Genomic DNA, 18,248 nt, shown 5'->3' on the forward strand with positions numbered 1-18,248 from the left:
ATCACACGATGCACGGCCTTCCCAGGCCCTCATGACGAAACGTCTGGCCCAGTGGCTGCTCCTTCCTTTGCAGGAAGAAGCGAAATGCATCGCGCTCGCCGCTTACAGTTGCAGGGACAGCCTCGGCTTCAGGTGGCAAACCACCCTCACCGCGTTCCCTATTAAGCCCCTTTCGGGGCACCGACGCGATCATGCCGTCCTGCTCGGATCGAACAGGTCAGCGGTGCCGGTCTATCCCGGTCAGGATCGTTCGGCAATCGTCCGGCGAGCGGCGCGATGGCCGCTCGATCGTCCTGCTCGATTGCTGTGATCCAGAAGCTCCGTTTGGCGCGATGCGAGTCCTCGATCAGGAGGCGGCGGTGCCGCACGCTCTGTGCGGAAATGCCACGCTGATGGCATGCAGGATTAAGGGATCGAGATGAAGAACGTGAAGAGCCGTCAGGCCGTGACGGCGATGCTGCTGGCTGCGACATCGGCCGGTGCCATGATTCAGCCAGTCGCCGCGCAGACGGTGGCACCGGCCGAGACGCAGGCGGAAACCCGCATGACGACCGCGGCGGCCCCGTCCAGCGCCGGCAAGCCCGCGCTGGCGCAGGCCGGGGTTGCCGGCACCGTTGAAGCCAAGGGTGATTCAGCCAGTGTCGCCGCGCCGCAGATGACCCGCGACAATGGTGCGCCGATCGGCGAGAACCGCCACTCGAAGGCGGCGGGCGATCTTGGCCCCGTCCTGCTCGAGGACACGACGCTGATCGAGAAGCTCGCACGCTTCGACCGTGAGCGCGTGCCCGAGCGCGTCGTCCATGCCCGCGGAACCGGTGCCCACGGCGTGTTCACCGCGACCGCGGACATTTCGAGCATCACCAACGCATCCTTGTTCATGCCCGGCAAGCAGACGCCGGTGTTCGTCCGCTTCTCGACCGTGATCCACCCCTCGGGCAGCCCAGAGGGCATGCGGGATCCGCGCGGCTTTGCGACCAAATTCTATACCGATCAGGGCAATTGGGATCTGGTCGGCAACAACCTGCCGATCTTCTTCATCCGTGACGCGATCCAGTTCCCGGACATGATCCACGCGCTCAAGCCCTCGCCAGTGACGAACAAGCAGGACCCCAATCGCTTCTTCGACTTCTTCTCGGCCACGCCCGAGGCGACCAACATGCTCGCGCATGTCTATTCGAACCTCGGTACGCCGGCATCCTACCGGACGATGGACGGCAACGGCGTCCATGCCTTCAAGCTCGTGAATGCCAAGGGCGAAACGGTGTTCGCCAAGTTCCGCTGGATCAGCCGCCAGGGCGTGCGCAACCTGAACGGCGCGCAGGTGGCGACCGCGACCTGGAACTACCTGACCGACGATCTCTATGGCGAGATCGGCAAGGGCAACTTCCCCGTCTGGGACCTGATGGTGCAGACGATGTCGGCGTCGGCGTTCGCCAAGCTCGACTATAATCCGTTCGACGACACCAAGGAATGGCTGGGCGTGCCGTTCCGCAAGATCGGCGAGATGACGCTCAACAAGGTGCCGACCAACTTCTTCGACTATACCGAGCAGTCGGCGTTCGCGCCTGCCAACCTCGTGCCGGGGATCGAGGCGTCGCCGGACCGGATGCTGCAGGGTCGGCTGTTCTCCTATTCGGACACGCAGCGCTATCGCATCGGCGCCAATGCGATGCAGTTGCCGGTCAATCGTCCGCTCGCGAGCGTCGTCAACAATTACCAGGACGGCCAGCTCGACCACGCCAACCGCGCGTCCGACGTGAATTATTTCCCGGCGGCGACCGCGGCAAAGTCGACCGATGCCCGCTTCCGTGCCGCGCCCTATGGCATCGACGCGACCGTCGATGCGAAGCCAGTCGCCAAGACCAACAACTTCGCGCAGGCGGGCGAATTCTACCGGGCGCTGAAGCCGCAGGACAAGGCGGATCTGGTCACCAACTTGGCGGGTGATCTCAATGTCGTGACGTCGGCACGGACCAAGACGATCATGGTCAGCTATTTCTACCAGGCGGACAAGGACTTCGGCACGCGGCTGGCAACCGCGGTGAACGTGCCGATCGCCGACGTGTCGCGCGCGGTGGCGGACTATCGCGCCGCCAACCCGGGCCAGGGCGCCCGCTGATCCCGGGGCAGGAGGCGCGGCATGGCGCGCGCCTCCTGCCGTGGCAGACTTCAAGGAATCGAGACCGACGATGCTGACTTATCTTGCCGCAATACTCGCCGCGGCTGGCCCACAGGCCGCTGCGACCGAGCGACAGACGCCTCCTGCGGTCGCGGCCTTGCCATCACCCGAGCGTCGCCAGCAGCTGCTGTTCGAGGCGGCGCGGCTCGGCCGCACGGACATGATCGATCCGCTGCTCAAGGCCGGCGCCGACATCAATGCCTATGACGAGCGCGGTTTCACGCCCGTGATCCTGGCGGCGTATAACGGACAGCTTGCCACGGTCGACGCGCTGATCGGCAAGGGCGCCGACGCCTGCCGTCCGGATCGCGACCAGGGCAACAGCGCGCAGATGGGTGTCGCGTTCAAGGGCGAGGATGCGATCGCGGCGCGGCTGCTGAAGGCAGGGTGCGACGTGAACGCGCGCAATCATGCCGGGCAGACCGCGCTGATGATGGCATCGCTCTTCAATCGCCGGGCACAGGTCGAGCTGTTGCTGGCGGCGGGTGCGGACCGGACGATCCAGGATGCGGCGGGACGATCGGCAGGTTCGGTCGCGGCCGGGCAGGGCAACGCCGCGATGGCGGAACGCGTCAAGCGCTGACGCGACCTTGCTCGGGTGTTGCGCGCGCCACAGCGGGCCGTGTCGCTACCGTTCCGCATTGACGCGGCGCGGCATCCGGGGCCATCGCTTTGGCCATGACCAAGAGCAAGGGACGCACCGGCGCACACGCGCGCGCCAATATCCAGCCTGCGCCGACAGCCGCCGAGCTCGACGCAGCCAAGCACGAGGCCGTCCAGATCGAGGGGCGGCTCGCCGGCCTCGCGGCCGGGCATCCGTCGGTGAAGATCTGGAAGGCCCGCCTCCGGGCCGCGCAGGCGGTGATCGCTCGCGCGCCGCGCGACTGAGATGCTCATAGAGGTTCGGCCGGGTCTGGATCACGGCGCACTGATGATCACGATCACACCGTCAGCTCATATCAGTCCCGGGATTTACTCCGACAAGTGAAGCCGATAGCCTGTGTCTAAAGACGTGGCTGGGAGAGTGACATGGGTTGGACGCGTCGCGGTGCGCTAGGCGCAGGGATTGCGCTGGGAATGGTGCCGCCATTCGCCTTAGCGGCGGCGGGTGCACCCTCGGCGGCGACCCCCTTTCCGCTGTCGCAGGTGCGGTTGCGGCCGTCGATCTTCCTGACATCGGTGCAGGCGAACCAGCGCTATCTGCTGTCGCTCGATGCGAACCGTCTGCTGCACAATTTCCATGCCGGGGCAGGGTTGCCGACCAAGGGCGAAGTCTATGGCGGATGGGAGTCACGCGGGATCGCCGGGCATTCGCTCGGTCATTATCTCAGTGCGCTGTCGCTGGTCTATGCGCAGACGGGGGATCAGCAATTCCATGACCGCGCGGCCTATATCGTCGCCGAGCTCAAGGCGATCCAGTTGAAGCAGGGGGATGGCTATGCCGGCGGGACGACCGTCGAGCGCGACGGCAAGACCGTCGATGGCAAGGTCGTGTACGAGGAACTGCGCAAGCGGGAGATCCGGTCGACCGGGTTCAGCCTGAACGAAGGATGGGTGCCGCTGTACACCTATCACAAGGTCATGGCGGGCGTGCTCGACGCGCACCGGCATGCCGGACTTGCAGAGGGTCTGGCCGTGGCGATCGGGCTCGGGACCTATCTCGGCACGATCCTGGAAGGACTGAACGACGTCCAGGTCCAGGATATCCTGCGGACCGAGCATGGCGGGCTGACCGAATCCTATGCCGAGCTGCACACGCGAACCGGCAATCGCCGCTGGCTGACGCTCGCCGAACGGCTGCGGCATCACGCGATTGTCGACCCGCTCAGGGACGCGCGCGACGACCTCGCGGGGCATCACGCCAACACCCAGATCCCGAAGATCGTGGGGGAGGCGCGGTTGCATGAGCTGACCGGCAATACCGATCATGCCAGGGTCGCCCGGTCGTTCTGGACGATCGTGACGCGCGACCACAGCTATGTCATCGGCGGCAATTCGGACCACGAGCATTTCGGCGAGCCGCGCAAGCTTGCCCAGCGGCTCGACCAGCAGACGTGCGAGGCGTGCAACAGCTACAACATGCTGCGCCTGACCCGGCATCTCTATGGCTGGACCGGCGATGCGCGCTATTTCGACTTTTACGAGCGCGCGCATCTCAACCATATCATGAGTCAGCAGCACCCCGACACGGGGATGTTCACCTATTTCACTGCGCTGGCGCCGGGCATGGGGCGCGTGCATTCGAGCCCGACCGAGGATTTCTGGTGCTGTGTCGGGTCGGGCATGGAAAGCCATTCGAAGCATGGCGAGAGCATCTACTGGAAGCGCGGCGATGCGGTTGCGATCAACCTCTATTATGCCTCCACGCTGGATGCCCCCGAGGCGAAACTCGACATCGATACGCAATTCCCGCTCGGCGACACGGTGCGGATCGCGGTCAGGACGGCGCCGCGGACGTTGGCGCTCCGCGTGCCCGGCTGGTGCGCCGCGCCGCTGTTGCAGGTGAACGGCAGAACGGCTGGCGTGCGCGACGGCGCGTATCTGCTGCTGACCGGGCTGAAGGCGGGCGACCAGATCGCCTTGTCGCTGCCCATGCCGGTGCGCGTCCAAGCGATGCCCGACGATCCCAGGCTGATCGCGTTCCTCAGCGGCCCGCTGGTCCTGGCGGCCGATATGGGCGCGGGGGACCGTCGGTCGGACGGGCCGGACCCCGCGCTCGTCACCGACCGGGCGGAACCGGTGCTGGCGGCGGCGGGCGGGTTGCACCGGTATCGACTGGGCGGGCAGGGCAAGCCGCGCGACCTGACGCTGCGACCGTTTTTCGCGCAGCATGACAACCGCACCGCCGTCTATTTCCGCCGGTTCGGCACCGCCGAGTGGCCGACTGCGCAGCTCGCCTGGGCGCGTGCGTCGCAGGAGCGGGCGGAACTGGCCGCGCGGACGGTCGATGTGATCCGGCTGGGCGAGCAGCAGCCCGAGGTCGATCACGCGTTCGCCGACAGCGGCAACTCGGCGGCGGTTTCGCATGTCGCCGACCGTAGCCGCAACGTGAACGTCGGATATTTCGAATTCGACCTGGCGGTCGCGCCGGGGCCGCTGACGCTGCAGGTCGAATATGGCGGCGGGCAGCGCAACAAGGATTTTCGGATCTCGGTCGACGGTACGCCGTTGGCGCGCGAGCAGCTCACGGGTGACGCCACCGCCGCCCGCAACGTCCGGACCTATACGCTGCCGCCCGAAACCACGCGCGGCAAATCGCAAATCCGCGTCCGCTTCGACTCTGATACCTGGCAGGGGGTCGAGGTCTATACGGTGCGGACGATGCGATCCGAGACGATCTGACCGGTACGACGGAAATAGGTTTGGACGGTAAGGTCGGGGGATTTCCGGCTGGTCGGTTAGGTCCGCGAGCGGTATCGGGCCATCCCGCGGATCGTCGATCGGAGACATCATGAAGGTTGCGATCATTGGTGCAGGAATCACCGGCCTGAGCTGTGCGCTGCGCTTCCAGCAGGCCGGATATACGGTGACGCTGTTCGACAAGGGACGCGGGGCGGGTGGTCGGATGGCGACGCGGCGGGTCGAGACGCCCGGCGGCACGATCGCGTTCGACCATGGTGCGCAATATCTGACGATGCGCGACCCGGATTTCGTGGCGGCGATGCAGGGCTGGGCGGCGGCGGGCGTCGTCGCGCGCTGGCCCGCGGCGGGGCCCGATGCCTGGGTCGGGACGCCGGGGATGAACGCGATCGTCGGGCATCTCGCCGCGCAGGCGGACGTGCGCTGGAAAACTCAGGTCACCGGGCTGCGCAGGACGACGGCGGGATGGCAGGTCGATCCGGGCGACGCGGCGCTGTTCGACAGCGTCGTCGTCGCGATCCCTGCGGAACAGGCGGCGGTGTTGCTCGAGCCGCATGACGCGGCGATGGCGCGCGTCGCAGCGGACAGCCGGTCGGCACCGTGCTGGACGGCGATGTTCGCGTTCGAGACGCCGCTCGCGATTGCCGACGATGTGCTGAAGGATCGCGGCATCATCGGCTGGGCCGCATGCAACAGCGCCAAACCCGGACGCGATGGTCCGGAGGCGTGGGTCGTCCAGGCGACGCCAGACTGGTCTCGCGATCATCTGGAAGACGCGGCGGAGACTGTGGTCGACCAGCTACAGGCGGCGCTCGCCGCGCAGTGTGCCGACGCGCTGCCCGCGCCGATCGTCCGTGTCGGGCATCGCTGGCGCTATGCGCGCGCCGCGGCAGGTGAGTCCGGCTGTCTGTGGAATGCGGGCGAACGGATCGGGGCGGCGGGCGACTGGCTGCTGGCGCCGCGGATCGAGAGCGGCTGGCTATCCGGCCGACGCCTTGCCGAGCGGATGCTGGCGGACGCCTAACGGCGGATCCCGGCGCCACGCCCGGTCGTCATGCGGACCACGCATCGACGCGATCGGGCCATGGTCCGGCGCATGAAAATTGCCGCGAACCTTTGCGCGGCAGGCATTATCGGTTAACGGGGCCGCATGGCCACCCGTCTGCAGACCCTCTACGAAAAGATCTGGGCATCGCACGTCGTCGAACGGCGCGACGATGGCACCTGCTTGATCTATATCGATCGCCACCTCGTTCACGAGGTGACCAGCCCACAGGCGTTCGAAGGCCTGCGCGTCGCCGGACGGCGGGTGCGGCGCCCCGATCTGACGCTGGCGGTGCCCGACCACAATCTGCCGACGACCGCCCGCGTCGACGCCGCGGGCGTGCCGCTGCCGATCGCCGATCCCGAAAGCGCGCAGCAGCTCGACGCGTTGCGTCGCAACACGACCGAGTTCGGGATCGACTATATCGACGCGACCGCGGTGCAGCAGGGGATCGTCCATGTCGTCGGGCCGGAACTCGGCTTCACGCTGCCCGGCTCGACGCTGGTATGCGGCGACAGCCACACCTCGGCGCATGGTGCGCTCGGCGCGCTCGCCTTCGGGATCGGCACCAGCGAGGTCGAGCATGTTCTCGCCACGCAGACTTTGTTGCTGAGCCAGTCGAAGACGATGGAGGTCCGCGTCGACGGCACGCTGGGCTTCGGCGTCAGCCCCAAGGACGTGATCCTCGCGATCGTCGGGCGGCTCGGTGCTGCAGGCGGGACCGGTCATGTGATCGAATATACCGGCGACGTTATCCGCGCGATGTCGATCGAGGGGCGGCTGACCGTCGCCAACATGTCGATCGAGGCGGGGGCCCGGGCCGGCCTCGTTGCGCCGGACGAGACGACCTTCGCCTATATCAAGGGCCGGCCGATGGCGCCGAGTGGCGAGGCGTGGGAGCGCGCGCTGGCCTGGTGGCGGACGCTGCCGAGTGATGCGGCGGCGACCTATGACAAGACGGTCGTGCTGCAGGCGAGCGATATCGCACCGGGCCTGACCTGGGGCACCAGCCCCGAGGACGTCGTGCCGATCACCGGGCATGTCCCCGACCCGATGAGCTTTGCCGACCCCGCCAAGCAGGCGGCGGCGCGCAAGTCGCTCGACTATATGGGGCTGACGCCGGGTACCGCGATGCAGGACGTCGCGATCCAGCATGTCTTCATCGGCAGCTGCACGAACAGCCGGATCGAGGATCTGCGCGCGGCCGCGGCGATCGCGAACGGCCGACGGGTCGCCGATGGTGTCCGCGCGCTGGTGGTCCCCGGATCCGGCCTTGTGAAGCGTCAGGCTGAGGCCGAGGGGCTCGATCGGATCTTCACCGGCGCAGGCTTCGAATGGCGCGAGCCTGGCTGCTCGATGTGCCTGGCGATGAATCCGGACAAGGTGCCGCCGGGCGAGCGTTGCGCCTCGACGAGCAACCGCAATTTCGTCGGGCGGCAGGGGCCGGGTGCGCGCACGCATCTCGTCTCGCCCGCGATGGCGGCCGCGGCCGCGGTCACGGGCCGGCTGAGCGACGTGCGCGACCTGATGGGACATGAGTTATGAAGCGTGTGATGATGCTGTTGATGGCCGGCGCGGTGATGAGTGGCGTTGCAGCCTATATGGCGGCGGCGCGGACGCTGCCGGGCACCGGACGTGTCGCCCCCGCCGAGACCGGCCCGCGATGAAGCCCGTCTCGACGGTTTCGGGGCGCGCCTATCCCTGGGGGGCGAAGAACGTCGATACCGATGTGATCATCCCCGCGCATTGGCTGAAGACGATCACGCGGACGGGGCTCGGGCGCGGCGCGTTCGAGACGGTCCGCGCGCAGCCGGACAATGTGTTCGACGATCCGCGCTATGCCGGCGCGCCGATCCTGATCGCGGGCGACAATTTCGGCTGCGGGTCGAGCCGCGAGCATGCCGCCTGGGCGCTCGCCGACATGGGCATCGCCGCGGTGATCGCGCCGAGCTTCTCGGACATCTTCTCGGGTAACGCGTTCAAGAACGGCATCATCGCCGTCGTCCTGCCGCAGGATGCCATCGACCGGCTGATCGAGGTGGCGCGGACCGACAGCGTGACGATCGACCTCGAATCGATGACCGTCACCACCCCGTTCCAGGACCGCTTCGTCTTCGATCTCGATGCGTTTCGCCGGCAATGTCTGATCGAAGGGCTGGACGAGGTCGGGCTGACACTGGCAAGAGATACCGCGATTTCGAAATTCGAGGAGGCGGTGGCTGAACATCGCCCCTTTCTGGAGAGGGAAAGCGGTTATGCGGGCATTGCTGTCGAAGGCGTCGGGCGGACCTGAAACTCTGATCTTGTCGGAGCTGCCCGATCCGGTCGCCGCGCCGGGGCAGGTCGTGATCGCCGTCAAGGCCTGCGCGATCAACTTTCCCGACGTGCTGATCATCGAGGACAAATATCAGTTCAAGCCCGAACGCCCCTTTGCGCCCGGCGGCGAAATCGCGGGGATCGTCGCCGAGGTCGGTGATGGGGTCGAGGGCTGGGCGGTCGGCGACCGGGCGATCGCGATGCTCGGCCATGGCGGACTGTCCGAAAAGGTCGTCGCCGACCCGGCCAAGCTCTATCGCCTGCCCGAGGGGCGCGACTTTGCCGAGGGCGCTTCGCTGATCCTCACCTATGGCACGACGATCCATGCCTTGCTCGACCGCGGGCATCTGAAAGCGGGGCAGACGTTGCTCGTGCTGGGCGCGGCGGGCGGCGTCGGGCTGGCGGCGATCGAGCTTGGCAAGGCGTTCGGTGCGCGGGTCGTCGCTGCTGTCTCGTGCGAGGAGAAGGCGGCCGCCGCGCGTGCGGCGGGTGCCGACGAGACGATCGTCTATGCACGCGCGCCGTTCGACAAGGACCAGTCCAAGGCGCTGGCCGAGCAGTTCAAGGCAGCCGTCGGCAAGGCGGGTGCCGACGTGATCTACGATCCGGTCGGCGGGGACTATGCCGAGCCCGCGCTGCGCTCGATCGCCTGGGAGGGGCGGTATCTGGTGGTTGGCTTCCCCGCCGGTATCCCGCGGCTGCCGCTCAACCTGACTTTGCTCAAGAGCTGCGACGTGTGCGGTGTGTTCTGGGGTGCGTTCGCTGCCCGTGACCCGAAGGCCAACCAGGCGCATATCGAAACGCTGTTCGGGCTGTGGCGCGACGGCAAGATCGCGCCGCGGGTGACCGAGCGGTTCGCGCTGGAGGACGGTGGCAAGGCGATCGCGAAGATGGCCGCGCGCGCCGCGATCGGGAAGCTGGTCGTCGAACTGGGCTGATGATGTCTCTCGCGCCGTGCCGGTTCAAAGCAAGCGCGAGATCGTCATGACGATCGCCATCCACAGGATCGCGGATGCGGCCGCGCCGAGCGCCATGCCATGCGCGATCGAAGGGAAGCGACCGCGACCATGACCACCGGCACCGATCGGCGGCGCTGCGGGGTGCCGCGATACGGCGGTGTCGGACGGCGGCGAGACGCTCCTTGGATGGCGGCCAGTCATTCTACTCTCCATGCCCGTGCCCTGTGTCACGTGACTGTCTTATAGATGATGGATGTGCCGGCATTGTTCCAGAGCCGCACCAAATTATTGCGGAGCCGCGGACCGCTTCCTATCTGCTACGCTCGACACGCCGGAGGGAACACGTGCGCCATGACGACTTTTGACGATCGCGAGCGATCATTCGAGGCAAAATTTGCCCGCGACGATGAACTCGCATTCCGTGTCACGGCGCGGCGCAATCGGCTGCTGGGGCAATGGGCCGCGGCCGAGATGCGGCTGACCCGCGAGGAGGGTGACGCCTATGCGACGGCCTTGGTTCACGCCGATCTCGAAGGCGGGGGCGACGACGATGTCGTCCGCAAGCTGGTCGGCGACATGACTGCCGCGGGTCTCGACCATGACGAGGCGACGGTGCGCCGTGCGCTGGCGACGCAGATGATCGAGGCGCGTCGCCAATTGATGGAGGCCCAGTAATCCAATGCCGATGACCGCCGACGATATCCGCACGATGATTCGCGATGCCATTCCCGATGCCGAGGTCGAGATCACCGACCTGGCCGGGGACGGCGATCATTATGCCGCGCGCGTGACGAGCGCGAGTTTTGCGGGGCTGAGCCGGGTGAAGCAGCACAAGAGCGTTTACGACGCGCTGGGGGGCCGCATGGGCGGCGTCCTCCATGCGCTGCAACTTACCACCGTGATTGCATAAGGACGACGACATGACTGACGACACGCACGCGCGCATCGATGCGCTGGTGAAGGCCAACCCCGTGGTACTCTTCATGAAGGGCAGCCCGCTGTTCCCGCAATGCGGGTTTTCGAGCCGCGCGATCGCGATCCTCAACCATCTCGAGGTCGAGTTCGAAAGCGTCGACGTGCTGCAGGACCAGGGCATCCGCCAGGGCATCAAGGCCTATTCGGACTGGCCGACGATCCCGCAGCTCTATGTCGACGGCGAATTCCTCGGCGGATCGGACATCATGATGGAGATGTACGAGAGTGGCGAACTGAAGCAGGTCCTGGACGCGCAGAAGGCGGCAGGCTGAGTATTTGACGAGGCTCTGGATCGCGCGGGGGTATCTGGCCGCCGCTCGGTCAGGGCTTGAAGGGTACCGGGTGAGGGTGGACCGGTGCGAGACCTGAATGACAGCGACCCGTCCACCCTGCATAAGCGCTGAACGCTCGGTAACGCATGGGACGGTGCAGGCTATGTGCCAGTTCGCCCGACTTGCAGACTTTCGCCGGTCTCGGTGGTTAATCGGCCGCAGCGCCAACCGCTGATCGTAAAGAAACCCGACATAGACGGTCATCGGCGTCGATCGCGAGACCGTAAGAAACTGACATTGACTACGACCGTAAACGAGCTGATTACAAGCGTAGTCAGTAAGGAGTGAGTCGTGGCCGAACGGATCAGTGATGCCGAGCACAGCGTCATGGAGGTGCTGTGGGACGAATCCCCGCTGAGCGCGCAGGATGTTGCCGAACGTGTCGACCCGGCGCGCGGCTGGAGTGCCAACACGGTCAAGACCCTGCTCGGGCGGCTGATCGCGAAATCGGCGATCACGCATGAGGAGGATGGCCGGCGTTACCTCTATCGTCCGACCGTCGCGCGCGGTGATTATGTCGCGGGCGAATCGCGGCGGCTGATGGACCGGCTGTTCGGCGGCAGGCTGACGCCGCTGGTCGCGCATCTCGCCGAACGCGACGAACTGACCGCTGAGGACATTGCCGAGATCGAGGCGTTGCTGAAGGATCTCAAGGCATGAGCGCGGGGCCAATCCTTTCCGGGGGGATCGGAGACGGCCCCGCCGCCGCCCTCCAGTCGATCGATACGGCCGCGCTCGCGGGCTGGGCGAGCGACGCGCTGATCGCATCGACGCTGCTGATGCTCGTCGTGCTGCTGGTCCGCGCGCCGGTGCGCCGCACCTTCGGGGCGCAGGTCGCCTATGCGCTCTGGGCGCTGCCCGTGTTGCGGCTCGTGCTGCCGTCGATGCCCGAGACGTGGCACGCGGCGGCGACGCCCATTACGCGCGCTGGCGAGACGATCAGCGTCTACATGATCGCGCCCGCTGCAACGGCCGCGACGACGGGGGCAATGATGGCTGCGGCGACACCGGATGTGGTGGAACCGTCGTTCGGCGCTGTTGTTGCGGGAGTGTTCGGGGGCGGGCTCGGCAGCGCGCTGGGGGCCGCATGGGCGGTCGGGGCGCTTGCGCTGCTCGTCTGGCATCTGCTTCAGCATCGACGGTTCTGCCGGCGGATGCTCGACAGCGCGGACCGGCTCGACGACCGCGACGGGGTGCGCGTGATCGCCACCGCGGCGGCGCCGGGTCCGCTCGCCTTCGGTCTCGTCCGCCGCTACGTCGCGTTTCCGCGTGATTTCGCGGATCGCTATGACGCGGACGAGTGCGAATTGGCGCTGGCACACGAGATTGGCCATCACCAGCGTGGCGACCTGTTCGCCAACTGGGTGGCGCTGGTCGTGCTTGCGCTTCACTGGTTCAACCCGGTCGCCTGGCATGCGTTTCGTCGGTTCCGCGCGGACCAAGAGCTTGCCAACGACGCACGCGTGCTCGCCGGCCGGTCCGCGGTCGACCGCCACATCTATGCCTGCGCGATCGTCAAGGCGGCGCATGGCGGCGCGGTCTCGGCCGCGTGTCACCTCCACACCATCACCGATCTGAAAGGGAGATTGCGCATGTTGACGACTTCTCGGATTTCACGCGGCCGGATCGCGACGGGGGCGGCCTCGGTCGGCCTGCTGGTCGCGACGGGGCTGGCACTGACCGCTTCGGGCACCAAGGCCGCCACGGCGATCCGTGCCGGTGTCGAGGAACGCGTGGCGCCGGTCGCCCCGGCGGCGCCCCTGCCACCTCTGCCACCTCTGCCATCCATGCCAGTCTTGACCCCGGTCGCACCTGTCGCGCCCGCTGCGCCGCTTACCGCACGCCCCGCCGACGCGCGTCAGGTCACGACGATCGTCACGCGCGACGGCAAGACCGTCAGCACGCGGGTCATCCGTGCGAAGCCGGGCAGCACGATCGTCGCGTCGGGGATGGTACCCGAGGTGACCGAACGCACCTGCGTCGATGGCAAGGACGGGCCGGGCAAGCACTATGTGATTGACCGGACCGAAGGCGGCGTGCGCAAGATGGTCATCTGCACCAATCGCATCGAACAGGCCGCCGCCGACGCCGCGACCGCCGCAATCAACAGCCGTGAGATCGAGGCGAGCGCCTACGCCTCCGCACTCGCCAGTCTGAAAATCGCGCGGGCGTCGATCGAGAAGAACGCCGACATGACCGCCGCGCAACGCCGCGAGGCGCTTGCGGGTATCGACGAGGGTCTGGCCGAGGTCCAGGCCGACATGGCCAAGCGGGATTGAGCTGCATTCTGGGGTAGGGGCGGTGCCTGCGGCCCTGGACTCTGACTTTCGTCCTGATGACGGGATCGGGGTGGTATCACAGGGTCGGGCGGCGGGGTCTCGGGTTCGGGTCTTGCCATGCGCGCCGCCAGCCGCCATTTCGGGGGCATGGCTGAGCATCCGACCGGCATCCCGATCCAGCTCGAGCCGCTCGTCGTCCGCGTGCTCGCGCCGAACGCGTCGCCCTATACCTTCACCGGCACACAGACGCATATCGTCGGGACGACCGCGCTGGCGGTGATCGATCCCGGGCCCGACGATCCCGCGCATCTCGATGCCTTGCTCCGCGTGATCGATGGCCGTCCCGTCGCCGCGATCGTCGTCACGCATCATCACCGCGACCATAGTCCGGCGACGCGCCCGTTGCAGGCCGCGACCGGCGCTGCGATCGTCGGCGCCGCCGCGTTCGCGCCCAGTGTCGCGGCCAATAGTTCGTTCGACGCGCTCTATGCACCCGATCGTGTGCTGGCGGACGGTGAGACGGTCGGCGCGGCGGGCTGGACGCTCGAGGCGATCGCGACGCCGGGCCACACGTCGAACCATCTCGCCTTCGCCTTGCGCGAGAGCGGGGCGCTGTTCTCGGGCGATCACGTCATGGGCTGGTCGACCAGCGTCGTCGTGCCGCCCGATGGCGACATGACCGACTATATGGCGAGCCTCGAGCGGCTGCTGGGACGCGACGACCGTGTCTATTATCCAGGGCATGGCGAGGCGATCGAGCGGCCGCAGCGGCTGGTGCGCGGGATGCTCGGCCACCGCAAGCAGCGCGAGGGGCAGATCCTCCGTCTGCTGCGCGAGGCGCCGCGGGGTGTCGCGGCGCTGGTCGAGCGCATGTATGTCGGGCTCGATCCGCGGCTGGTGCCGGGGGCGGAGGGATCGGTGCTGGCGCATCTGTATGATCTGCGCGGTCGCGGGCTGGTCGGCGAGACGGAAGGGGATGGTGCATGGCGGATGGCGTGAACGAGGACAGCCGCAGCACGGACACTGCGCGGCGTGGCGGGGTCGGCTCGTTCCTGGCCAAGGCGGCGGGGGTGCTGGTGCTGCTCGCGCTGGCCGCACTGATCGCGCTGTGGGGCGTGCAGCGGTACGTGCAGAGCCGCCTGGCGCCCGACCCGACGACGATCGCTAGCGCGAGCCTGGAGGGGCTGCGCGAACAGAATCGGCTGTCGACCTTTGCCGCCAGGTTCGTCGCGGTGGTGACGTCGCGCCAGTCGCAACTGGGTTTCACCACCGAGAAGACGCTGATCATGCCGGGGATGGTCCGCTATGAGGTCGATCTCGGCAAGCTGTCGCAGCGCGACGTCGCCTGGGATGCCGCGACACGGACGCTCGCGGTACGATTGCCGCCGGTCGAGGTGGAGGGGCCACAGATCGACCTCAACGCGCTGCGCGAATATGGTTCGGGCGGCGTACTGGCGACGTTGACCGACGCGGAGAAGCGGCTCGACACCGCCAACCGGCGCGCGGGCCAGATCGAACTGGTCCGCCAGGCGCGCGAGCCCGCGATGATCCGGCTGGCGCGCGACGCGACGCGGCGGGCGGTCGAGCGTAGCTTCGCGATGCCGCTGCGCGCCGCAGGGGTGGATGCGACCGTCAACGTGCGCTTCGCCGACGAGGCGCAGGCGTCAACCGAGCGATGGGATACGTCGCGTTCGCTGCAGGACGTGCTAGGGAACCGCAACTAAACCGGGATACGACAATGGAACTCCACCAGAATTTTGCGGGTATCGACATTCGCGGCGAGATCGAGCGGCTCCGCAAGGAGAAGAACGCGATCATCCTCGCGCATTATTACCAGAAGCCCGAATTGCAGGACATTGCCGATTTCGTCGGCGACAGCCTCGACCTGTCGCGCAAGGCGGCGGCAACCGAGGCGGATGTCATCGCCTTCTGCGGCGTGCGGTTCATGGCGGAGACCGCCAAGATCCTGTCGCCCGACAAGATCGTCGTGCTGCCCGACATGGATGCCGGCTGCAGCCTCGAGGACAGCTGCCCCCCCGAACAGTTCGCCGCGTTTCGCGCCAAGCATCCCGATCACATCGCGCTGACGTACATCAACTGCTCGACCGAGGTGAAGGCGCTGTCCGACATCATCGTGACGTCGTCGTCGGCGGAGAAGATCCTGTCGCAGCTGCCCGCCGACCAGAAGATCATCTTCGGCCCCGACCGCAATCTCGGCGGCTATCTGGTCCGCAAGACCGGGCGCGAGATGCTGTTGTGGCCGGGCGTCTGCATCGTCCACGAGGCGTTCAGCGAAAGCGAGCTGCTCAAGCTCAAGGCCGCCAATCCGGGCGCGCCGATCGTCGCGCATCCCGAATGCCCGCCGATCATCCTCGACCATGCGGATTATATCGGGTCGACGCGCGGCATCCTCGACTATGCGATCGCGATGCCGGGCGACACGCTGATCGTCGCGACCGAGCCGCATATCATCCACCAGATGGAAAAGGCGTTGCCGAACAAGCGCTTCATCGGTGCGCCCGGCGCCGACGGTAACTGTAACTGCAATATCTGCCCGTACATGGCGCTCAACACGATGGAGAAGCTGTACGTTGCGCTGCGCGATCTGTCGCCGCGGATCGAGATCGAGGAGGGGCTGCGGCTCCAGGCGAAGAAGAGCCTCGATGCGATGCTGGCGATGGCCTCGGGCACGGTCGGGATGGGCGATCTCGGCCCGGCGCAGACGAGCGGGCTGCGTTCGTGAGCGCAGCGCTGGCGGGCTTCGACATTGATAGGTTCGTCGCTGCGACGCTGGCCGAGGATCTGGGGACGATCGGCGACATCACCTCTGCGGCGGTGATCCCCGCCGAGGCGCGCTTTGCCGGGGTGATGGACAGCCGCGACGCGATCACCGTCGCCGGTCTCGCCCTCGCCGATGCATTCTTCCGCGCGCTCGATCCCGAGGTCCGGATCGAGCATCTCGTTGAGGACGGTCAGGCGGTCGCCGCGGGTACCGAGCTGATGCGGATCGAGGGCCGCGCGCGTGCGATGCTGACCGCCGAGCGGTCTGCGCTGAACACCGTCCAGCACCTGTCGGGTGTGGCGACGATGACGCGGGCCTATGTTGATCGGATGCAGGGCACCGGCGCCATCCTGCTCGACACGCGCAAGACGATACCTGGGCTGCGCGTGCTCGAAAAATACGCGACCCGCATGGGCGGTGCGCAGAACCACCGCATGGGGCTGTGGGATGCGGCGATGATCAAGGACAATCATGTCGCGGTCGCCGGCGACGTTGGCGAAGCGGTGCGCCGGGCGAGGGATGCGGGCATCGCGCAGATCATCGTCGAGGTCGACCGTGTCGACCAGATCGAGCCCGCGCTGGCGGCGGGGGCGACGCACCTGCTGCTCGACAACATGCCGCCCGAGATTCTCCGCGGTGCGGTCGCGCTCGTCGATGGCCGCGTGCCGACCGAAGCATCGGGCGGCGTGTCGCTCGACACGATCCGCGCGATCGCCGAGAGCGGGGTCACCTATGTCTCGGTCGGACGGCTGACCCAGTCCGCGCCCGCCGCCGATATCGGGCTCGATTTCGCGACGCTTTAACTGGCGCGCGGGTAGAGACGCGGTATCGTGCCGCCACGACATGATCGCGAAGTGAACAGGGTGAAGATGCGTCCCAAATCCGTTGTATTGGCCGAATGGCTGTATCTCGCCTCGATCGGCTTGCTGATCGCGGTCAGCGTGCTGACCTGGGATGCCGCGGTTGCGCAGGGCGGCTTCGCACTGGCGGCAGGGGTGACGGCGTTCGGCGTCGGGCTGTCGCTGCTGCTGCTGATCCTGACGACGCGCAGGGGCAGCCGGGTTGCCCTGTGGCTGCTCGTCGCGCTGACGGTGCTCGGCGCCGCTGGGGTGATGCTGCAGGTCGCGACGGGGGTGCTCGCGACGGGGCTGATCGGGATGCTGACGATCGCGCAGCTCGTGCTGACGATCCTGCCGATCGTCCTGCTGTTCCGACCCCGCGCGCGAGCCTGGTTTGACGAGGTTGCGGACCGCCGCATCGACGACGATGCCGAAGAGGAGATCGAGGCATGACGCGGATGAACCGACTCGCGGGCATGATGATCGTCGCCGGGCTGTCGGCACCGGGTATCGCCGCGGCGCAGGCCTATAGCTGTTCGGCGCCCATGGGCGGCATCGACCGCGTCCGCCCCGACCTGCCGTCCGCGCGGGAGCCCGCGCGAATCCTGCCGATCGCGAGCTATACGCTCGCCGTCACCTGGGCCCCGCAATATTGCCGCGAGAAAGGCGACCAGCCGAGCGCCCGGTTTCAGTGCGGGGCGGGCAACCGGTTCGGCTTTACGCTCCACGGCCTGTGGCCCGACGGCGCGGGCAAGACCTGGCCGCAATATTGTCACGCGACCGCGATCGTCCCGCAGGCGGTGATCAAGCGCCAGCTCTGCACGACGCCGTCGGCGCAGCTGATCCAGCATGAATGGGCTAAGCACGGGACCTGCATGCCGGGCTATCAGCCCGCACGCTATTTCCGCCAGTCGAGCAGCCTCTACGCCAAGCTGCGCTATCCCGACATGGACACCCTGTCGCGAAGCCCGCTGACCGCCGGGCAGTTCGCTAGGGCGATGGCGAAGGCCAATCCCAGCCTTGACGCGGCGATGATGCGGGTCACGACGACCAAGCAGGGCTGGCTCGACGAACTCTGGATCTGTCTCGACACCGCCTTCCGCTACAAGCGCTGCCCCGCGCACGCAGGCGGGGTCACGCAGGGCACGCCCATCAGGATCTGGCGCGGCGAGGGCTGACCGG

The 18,248-nt window shown here is 67.2% G+C and carries 21 protein-coding genes and 1 riboswitch; of the genes, 20 read left to right on the forward strand and 1 reads right to left on the reverse strand.

The window, feature by feature from the left end:
- Positions 1-7 precede the first annotated feature (7 nt).
- A riboswitch (cobalamin riboswitch) is annotated at positions 8-200 on the reverse strand.
- A gap of 218 nt (positions 201-418) precedes the next feature.
- The 9 genes from ASE89_RS04060 to ASE89_RS04095 all read left to right on the forward strand — a co-directional run bounded on the left by ASE89_RS04060 (position 419) and on the right by ASE89_RS04095 (position 9,838).
- Positions 419-2,119, forward strand: a complete 1,701-nt coding sequence (locus tag ASE89_RS04060) for a catalase (RefSeq protein WP_056674297.1) — start codon at positions 419-421, stop codon at positions 2,117-2,119.
- Between the two features lie 70 nt (positions 2,120-2,189).
- Positions 2,190-2,762 carry an ankyrin repeat domain-containing protein gene (locus ASE89_RS04065; protein ID WP_056675318.1) on the forward strand — a complete coding sequence of 191 codons (573 nt, stop codon included), beginning with the start codon at positions 2,190-2,192 and terminating at the stop codon, positions 2,760-2,762.
- 95 nt (positions 2,763-2,857) lie between these two features.
- Positions 2,858-3,067, forward strand: a complete 210-nt coding sequence (locus tag ASE89_RS04070; protein WP_037527415.1) for a hypothetical protein — start codon at positions 2,858-2,860, stop codon at positions 3,065-3,067.
- A gap of 141 nt (positions 3,068-3,208) precedes the next feature.
- A complete protein-coding gene (locus ASE89_RS04075; protein ID WP_056674299.1) occupies positions 3,209-5,521 on the forward strand; it encodes a glycoside hydrolase family 127 protein in 2,313 nt (770 codons plus the stop codon).
- 109 nt (positions 5,522-5,630) lie between these two features.
- Entirely contained in the window at positions 5,631-6,563 is a 933-nt protein-coding gene (locus ASE89_RS04080) for an NAD(P)/FAD-dependent oxidoreductase (protein WP_056674304.1), read from the forward strand.
- A gap of 126 nt (positions 6,564-6,689) precedes the next feature.
- Positions 6,690-8,129 carry a 3-isopropylmalate dehydratase large subunit gene (gene leuC / locus ASE89_RS04085; RefSeq protein WP_056674305.1) on the forward strand — a complete coding sequence of 480 codons (1,440 nt, stop codon included), beginning with the start codon at positions 6,690-6,692 and terminating at the stop codon, positions 8,127-8,129.
- Entirely contained in the window at positions 8,126-8,251 is a 126-nt protein-coding gene (locus tag ASE89_RS21430) for a hypothetical protein (RefSeq protein WP_261362615.1), read from the forward strand. The genes leuC and ASE89_RS21430 overlap by 4 nt, the downstream gene beginning before the upstream one ends.
- The gene (gene leuD, locus ASE89_RS04090) at positions 8,248-8,877 is read left to right on the forward strand and encodes a 3-isopropylmalate dehydratase small subunit (protein WP_056406022.1); all 630 of its coding nucleotides are present in this window, start codon (positions 8,248-8,250) and stop codon (positions 8,875-8,877) included. The genes ASE89_RS21430 and leuD overlap by 4 nt, the downstream gene beginning before the upstream one ends.
- Entirely contained in the window at positions 8,840-9,838 is a 999-nt protein-coding gene (locus ASE89_RS04095; protein WP_192003052.1) for an NADPH:quinone oxidoreductase family protein, read from the forward strand. The genes leuD and ASE89_RS04095 overlap by 38 nt, the downstream gene beginning before the upstream one ends.
- 24 nt (positions 9,839-9,862) lie before the next feature.
- Here ASE89_RS04095 and ASE89_RS04100 read toward each other — a convergent pair whose 3' ends face one another.
- Complete coding sequence (locus ASE89_RS04100) at positions 9,863-10,060, reverse strand: hypothetical protein (protein ID WP_056674308.1); 198 nt, start codon at positions 10,058-10,060, stop codon at positions 9,863-9,865.
- A gap of 150 nt (positions 10,061-10,210) precedes the next feature.
- Here ASE89_RS04100 and ASE89_RS04105 point away from each other — a divergent pair, with 150 nt between their 5' ends.
- The 11 genes from ASE89_RS04105 to ASE89_RS04155 all read left to right on the forward strand — a co-directional run bounded on the left by ASE89_RS04105 (position 10,211) and on the right by ASE89_RS04155 (position 18,244).
- Entirely contained in the window at positions 10,211-10,534 is a 324-nt protein-coding gene (locus tag ASE89_RS04105; protein WP_031395262.1) for a DUF1476 domain-containing protein, read from the forward strand.
- A gap of 4 nt (positions 10,535-10,538) precedes the next feature.
- Positions 10,539-10,769, forward strand: a complete 231-nt coding sequence (locus ASE89_RS04110) for a BolA family protein (protein WP_031395261.1) — start codon at positions 10,539-10,541, stop codon at positions 10,767-10,769.
- Positions 10,770-10,779: 10 nt separating this feature from the next.
- Positions 10,780-11,106, forward strand: a complete 327-nt coding sequence (grxD, locus tag ASE89_RS04115; RefSeq protein ID WP_031395260.1) for a Grx4 family monothiol glutaredoxin — start codon at positions 10,780-10,782, stop codon at positions 11,104-11,106.
- Positions 11,107-11,457: 351 nt separating this feature from the next.
- Positions 11,458-11,826, forward strand: a complete 369-nt coding sequence (locus ASE89_RS04120; RefSeq protein WP_056674311.1) for a BlaI/MecI/CopY family transcriptional regulator — start codon at positions 11,458-11,460, stop codon at positions 11,824-11,826.
- Positions 11,823-13,445: a M56 family metallopeptidase gene (locus tag ASE89_RS04125; RefSeq protein WP_056674314.1), complete on the forward strand. Its 1,623-nt coding sequence runs from the start codon at positions 11,823-11,825 to the stop codon at positions 13,443-13,445. Before ASE89_RS04120 ends, ASE89_RS04125 begins: the two co-directional genes overlap by 4 nt.
- A 147-nt stretch (positions 13,446-13,592) precedes the next feature.
- Positions 13,593-14,444 (forward strand): MBL fold metallo-hydrolase, encoded by an 852-nt coding sequence (locus ASE89_RS04130; RefSeq protein WP_056675325.1) that lies wholly within the window; start codon positions 13,593-13,595, stop codon positions 14,442-14,444.
- Positions 14,429-15,169 carry a DUF4230 domain-containing protein gene (locus tag ASE89_RS04135; RefSeq protein WP_056674317.1) on the forward strand — a complete coding sequence of 247 codons (741 nt, stop codon included), beginning with the start codon at positions 14,429-14,431 and terminating at the stop codon, positions 15,167-15,169. The genes ASE89_RS04130 and ASE89_RS04135 overlap by 16 nt, the downstream gene beginning before the upstream one ends.
- 14 nt (positions 15,170-15,183) lie before the next feature.
- On the forward strand, positions 15,184-16,188 hold the full coding sequence (nadA, locus tag ASE89_RS04140) for a quinolinate synthase NadA (protein ID WP_056674320.1): 1,005 nt from the start codon (positions 15,184-15,186) through the stop codon (positions 16,186-16,188).
- Complete coding sequence (gene nadC / locus ASE89_RS04145; protein WP_056674322.1) at positions 16,185-17,030, forward strand: carboxylating nicotinate-nucleotide diphosphorylase; 846 nt, start codon at positions 16,185-16,187, stop codon at positions 17,028-17,030. The genes nadA and nadC overlap by 4 nt, the downstream gene beginning before the upstream one ends.
- Before the next feature lie 66 nt (positions 17,031-17,096).
- The gene (locus ASE89_RS04150) at positions 17,097-17,519 is read left to right on the forward strand and encodes a hypothetical protein (protein ID WP_156363268.1); all 423 of its coding nucleotides are present in this window, start codon (positions 17,097-17,099) and stop codon (positions 17,517-17,519) included.
- A 5-nt stretch (positions 17,520-17,524) separates the two neighbouring features.
- Entirely contained in the window at positions 17,525-18,244 is a 720-nt protein-coding gene (locus ASE89_RS04155; protein ID WP_056675329.1) for a ribonuclease T2 family protein, read from the forward strand.
- Positions 18,245-18,248: the final 4 nt, after the last annotated feature.

The organism is Sphingomonas sp. Leaf30, from assembly GCF_001422525.1.
Lineage (GTDB): Bacteria > Pseudomonadota > Alphaproteobacteria > Sphingomonadales > Sphingomonadaceae > Sphingomonas > Sphingomonas aerolata.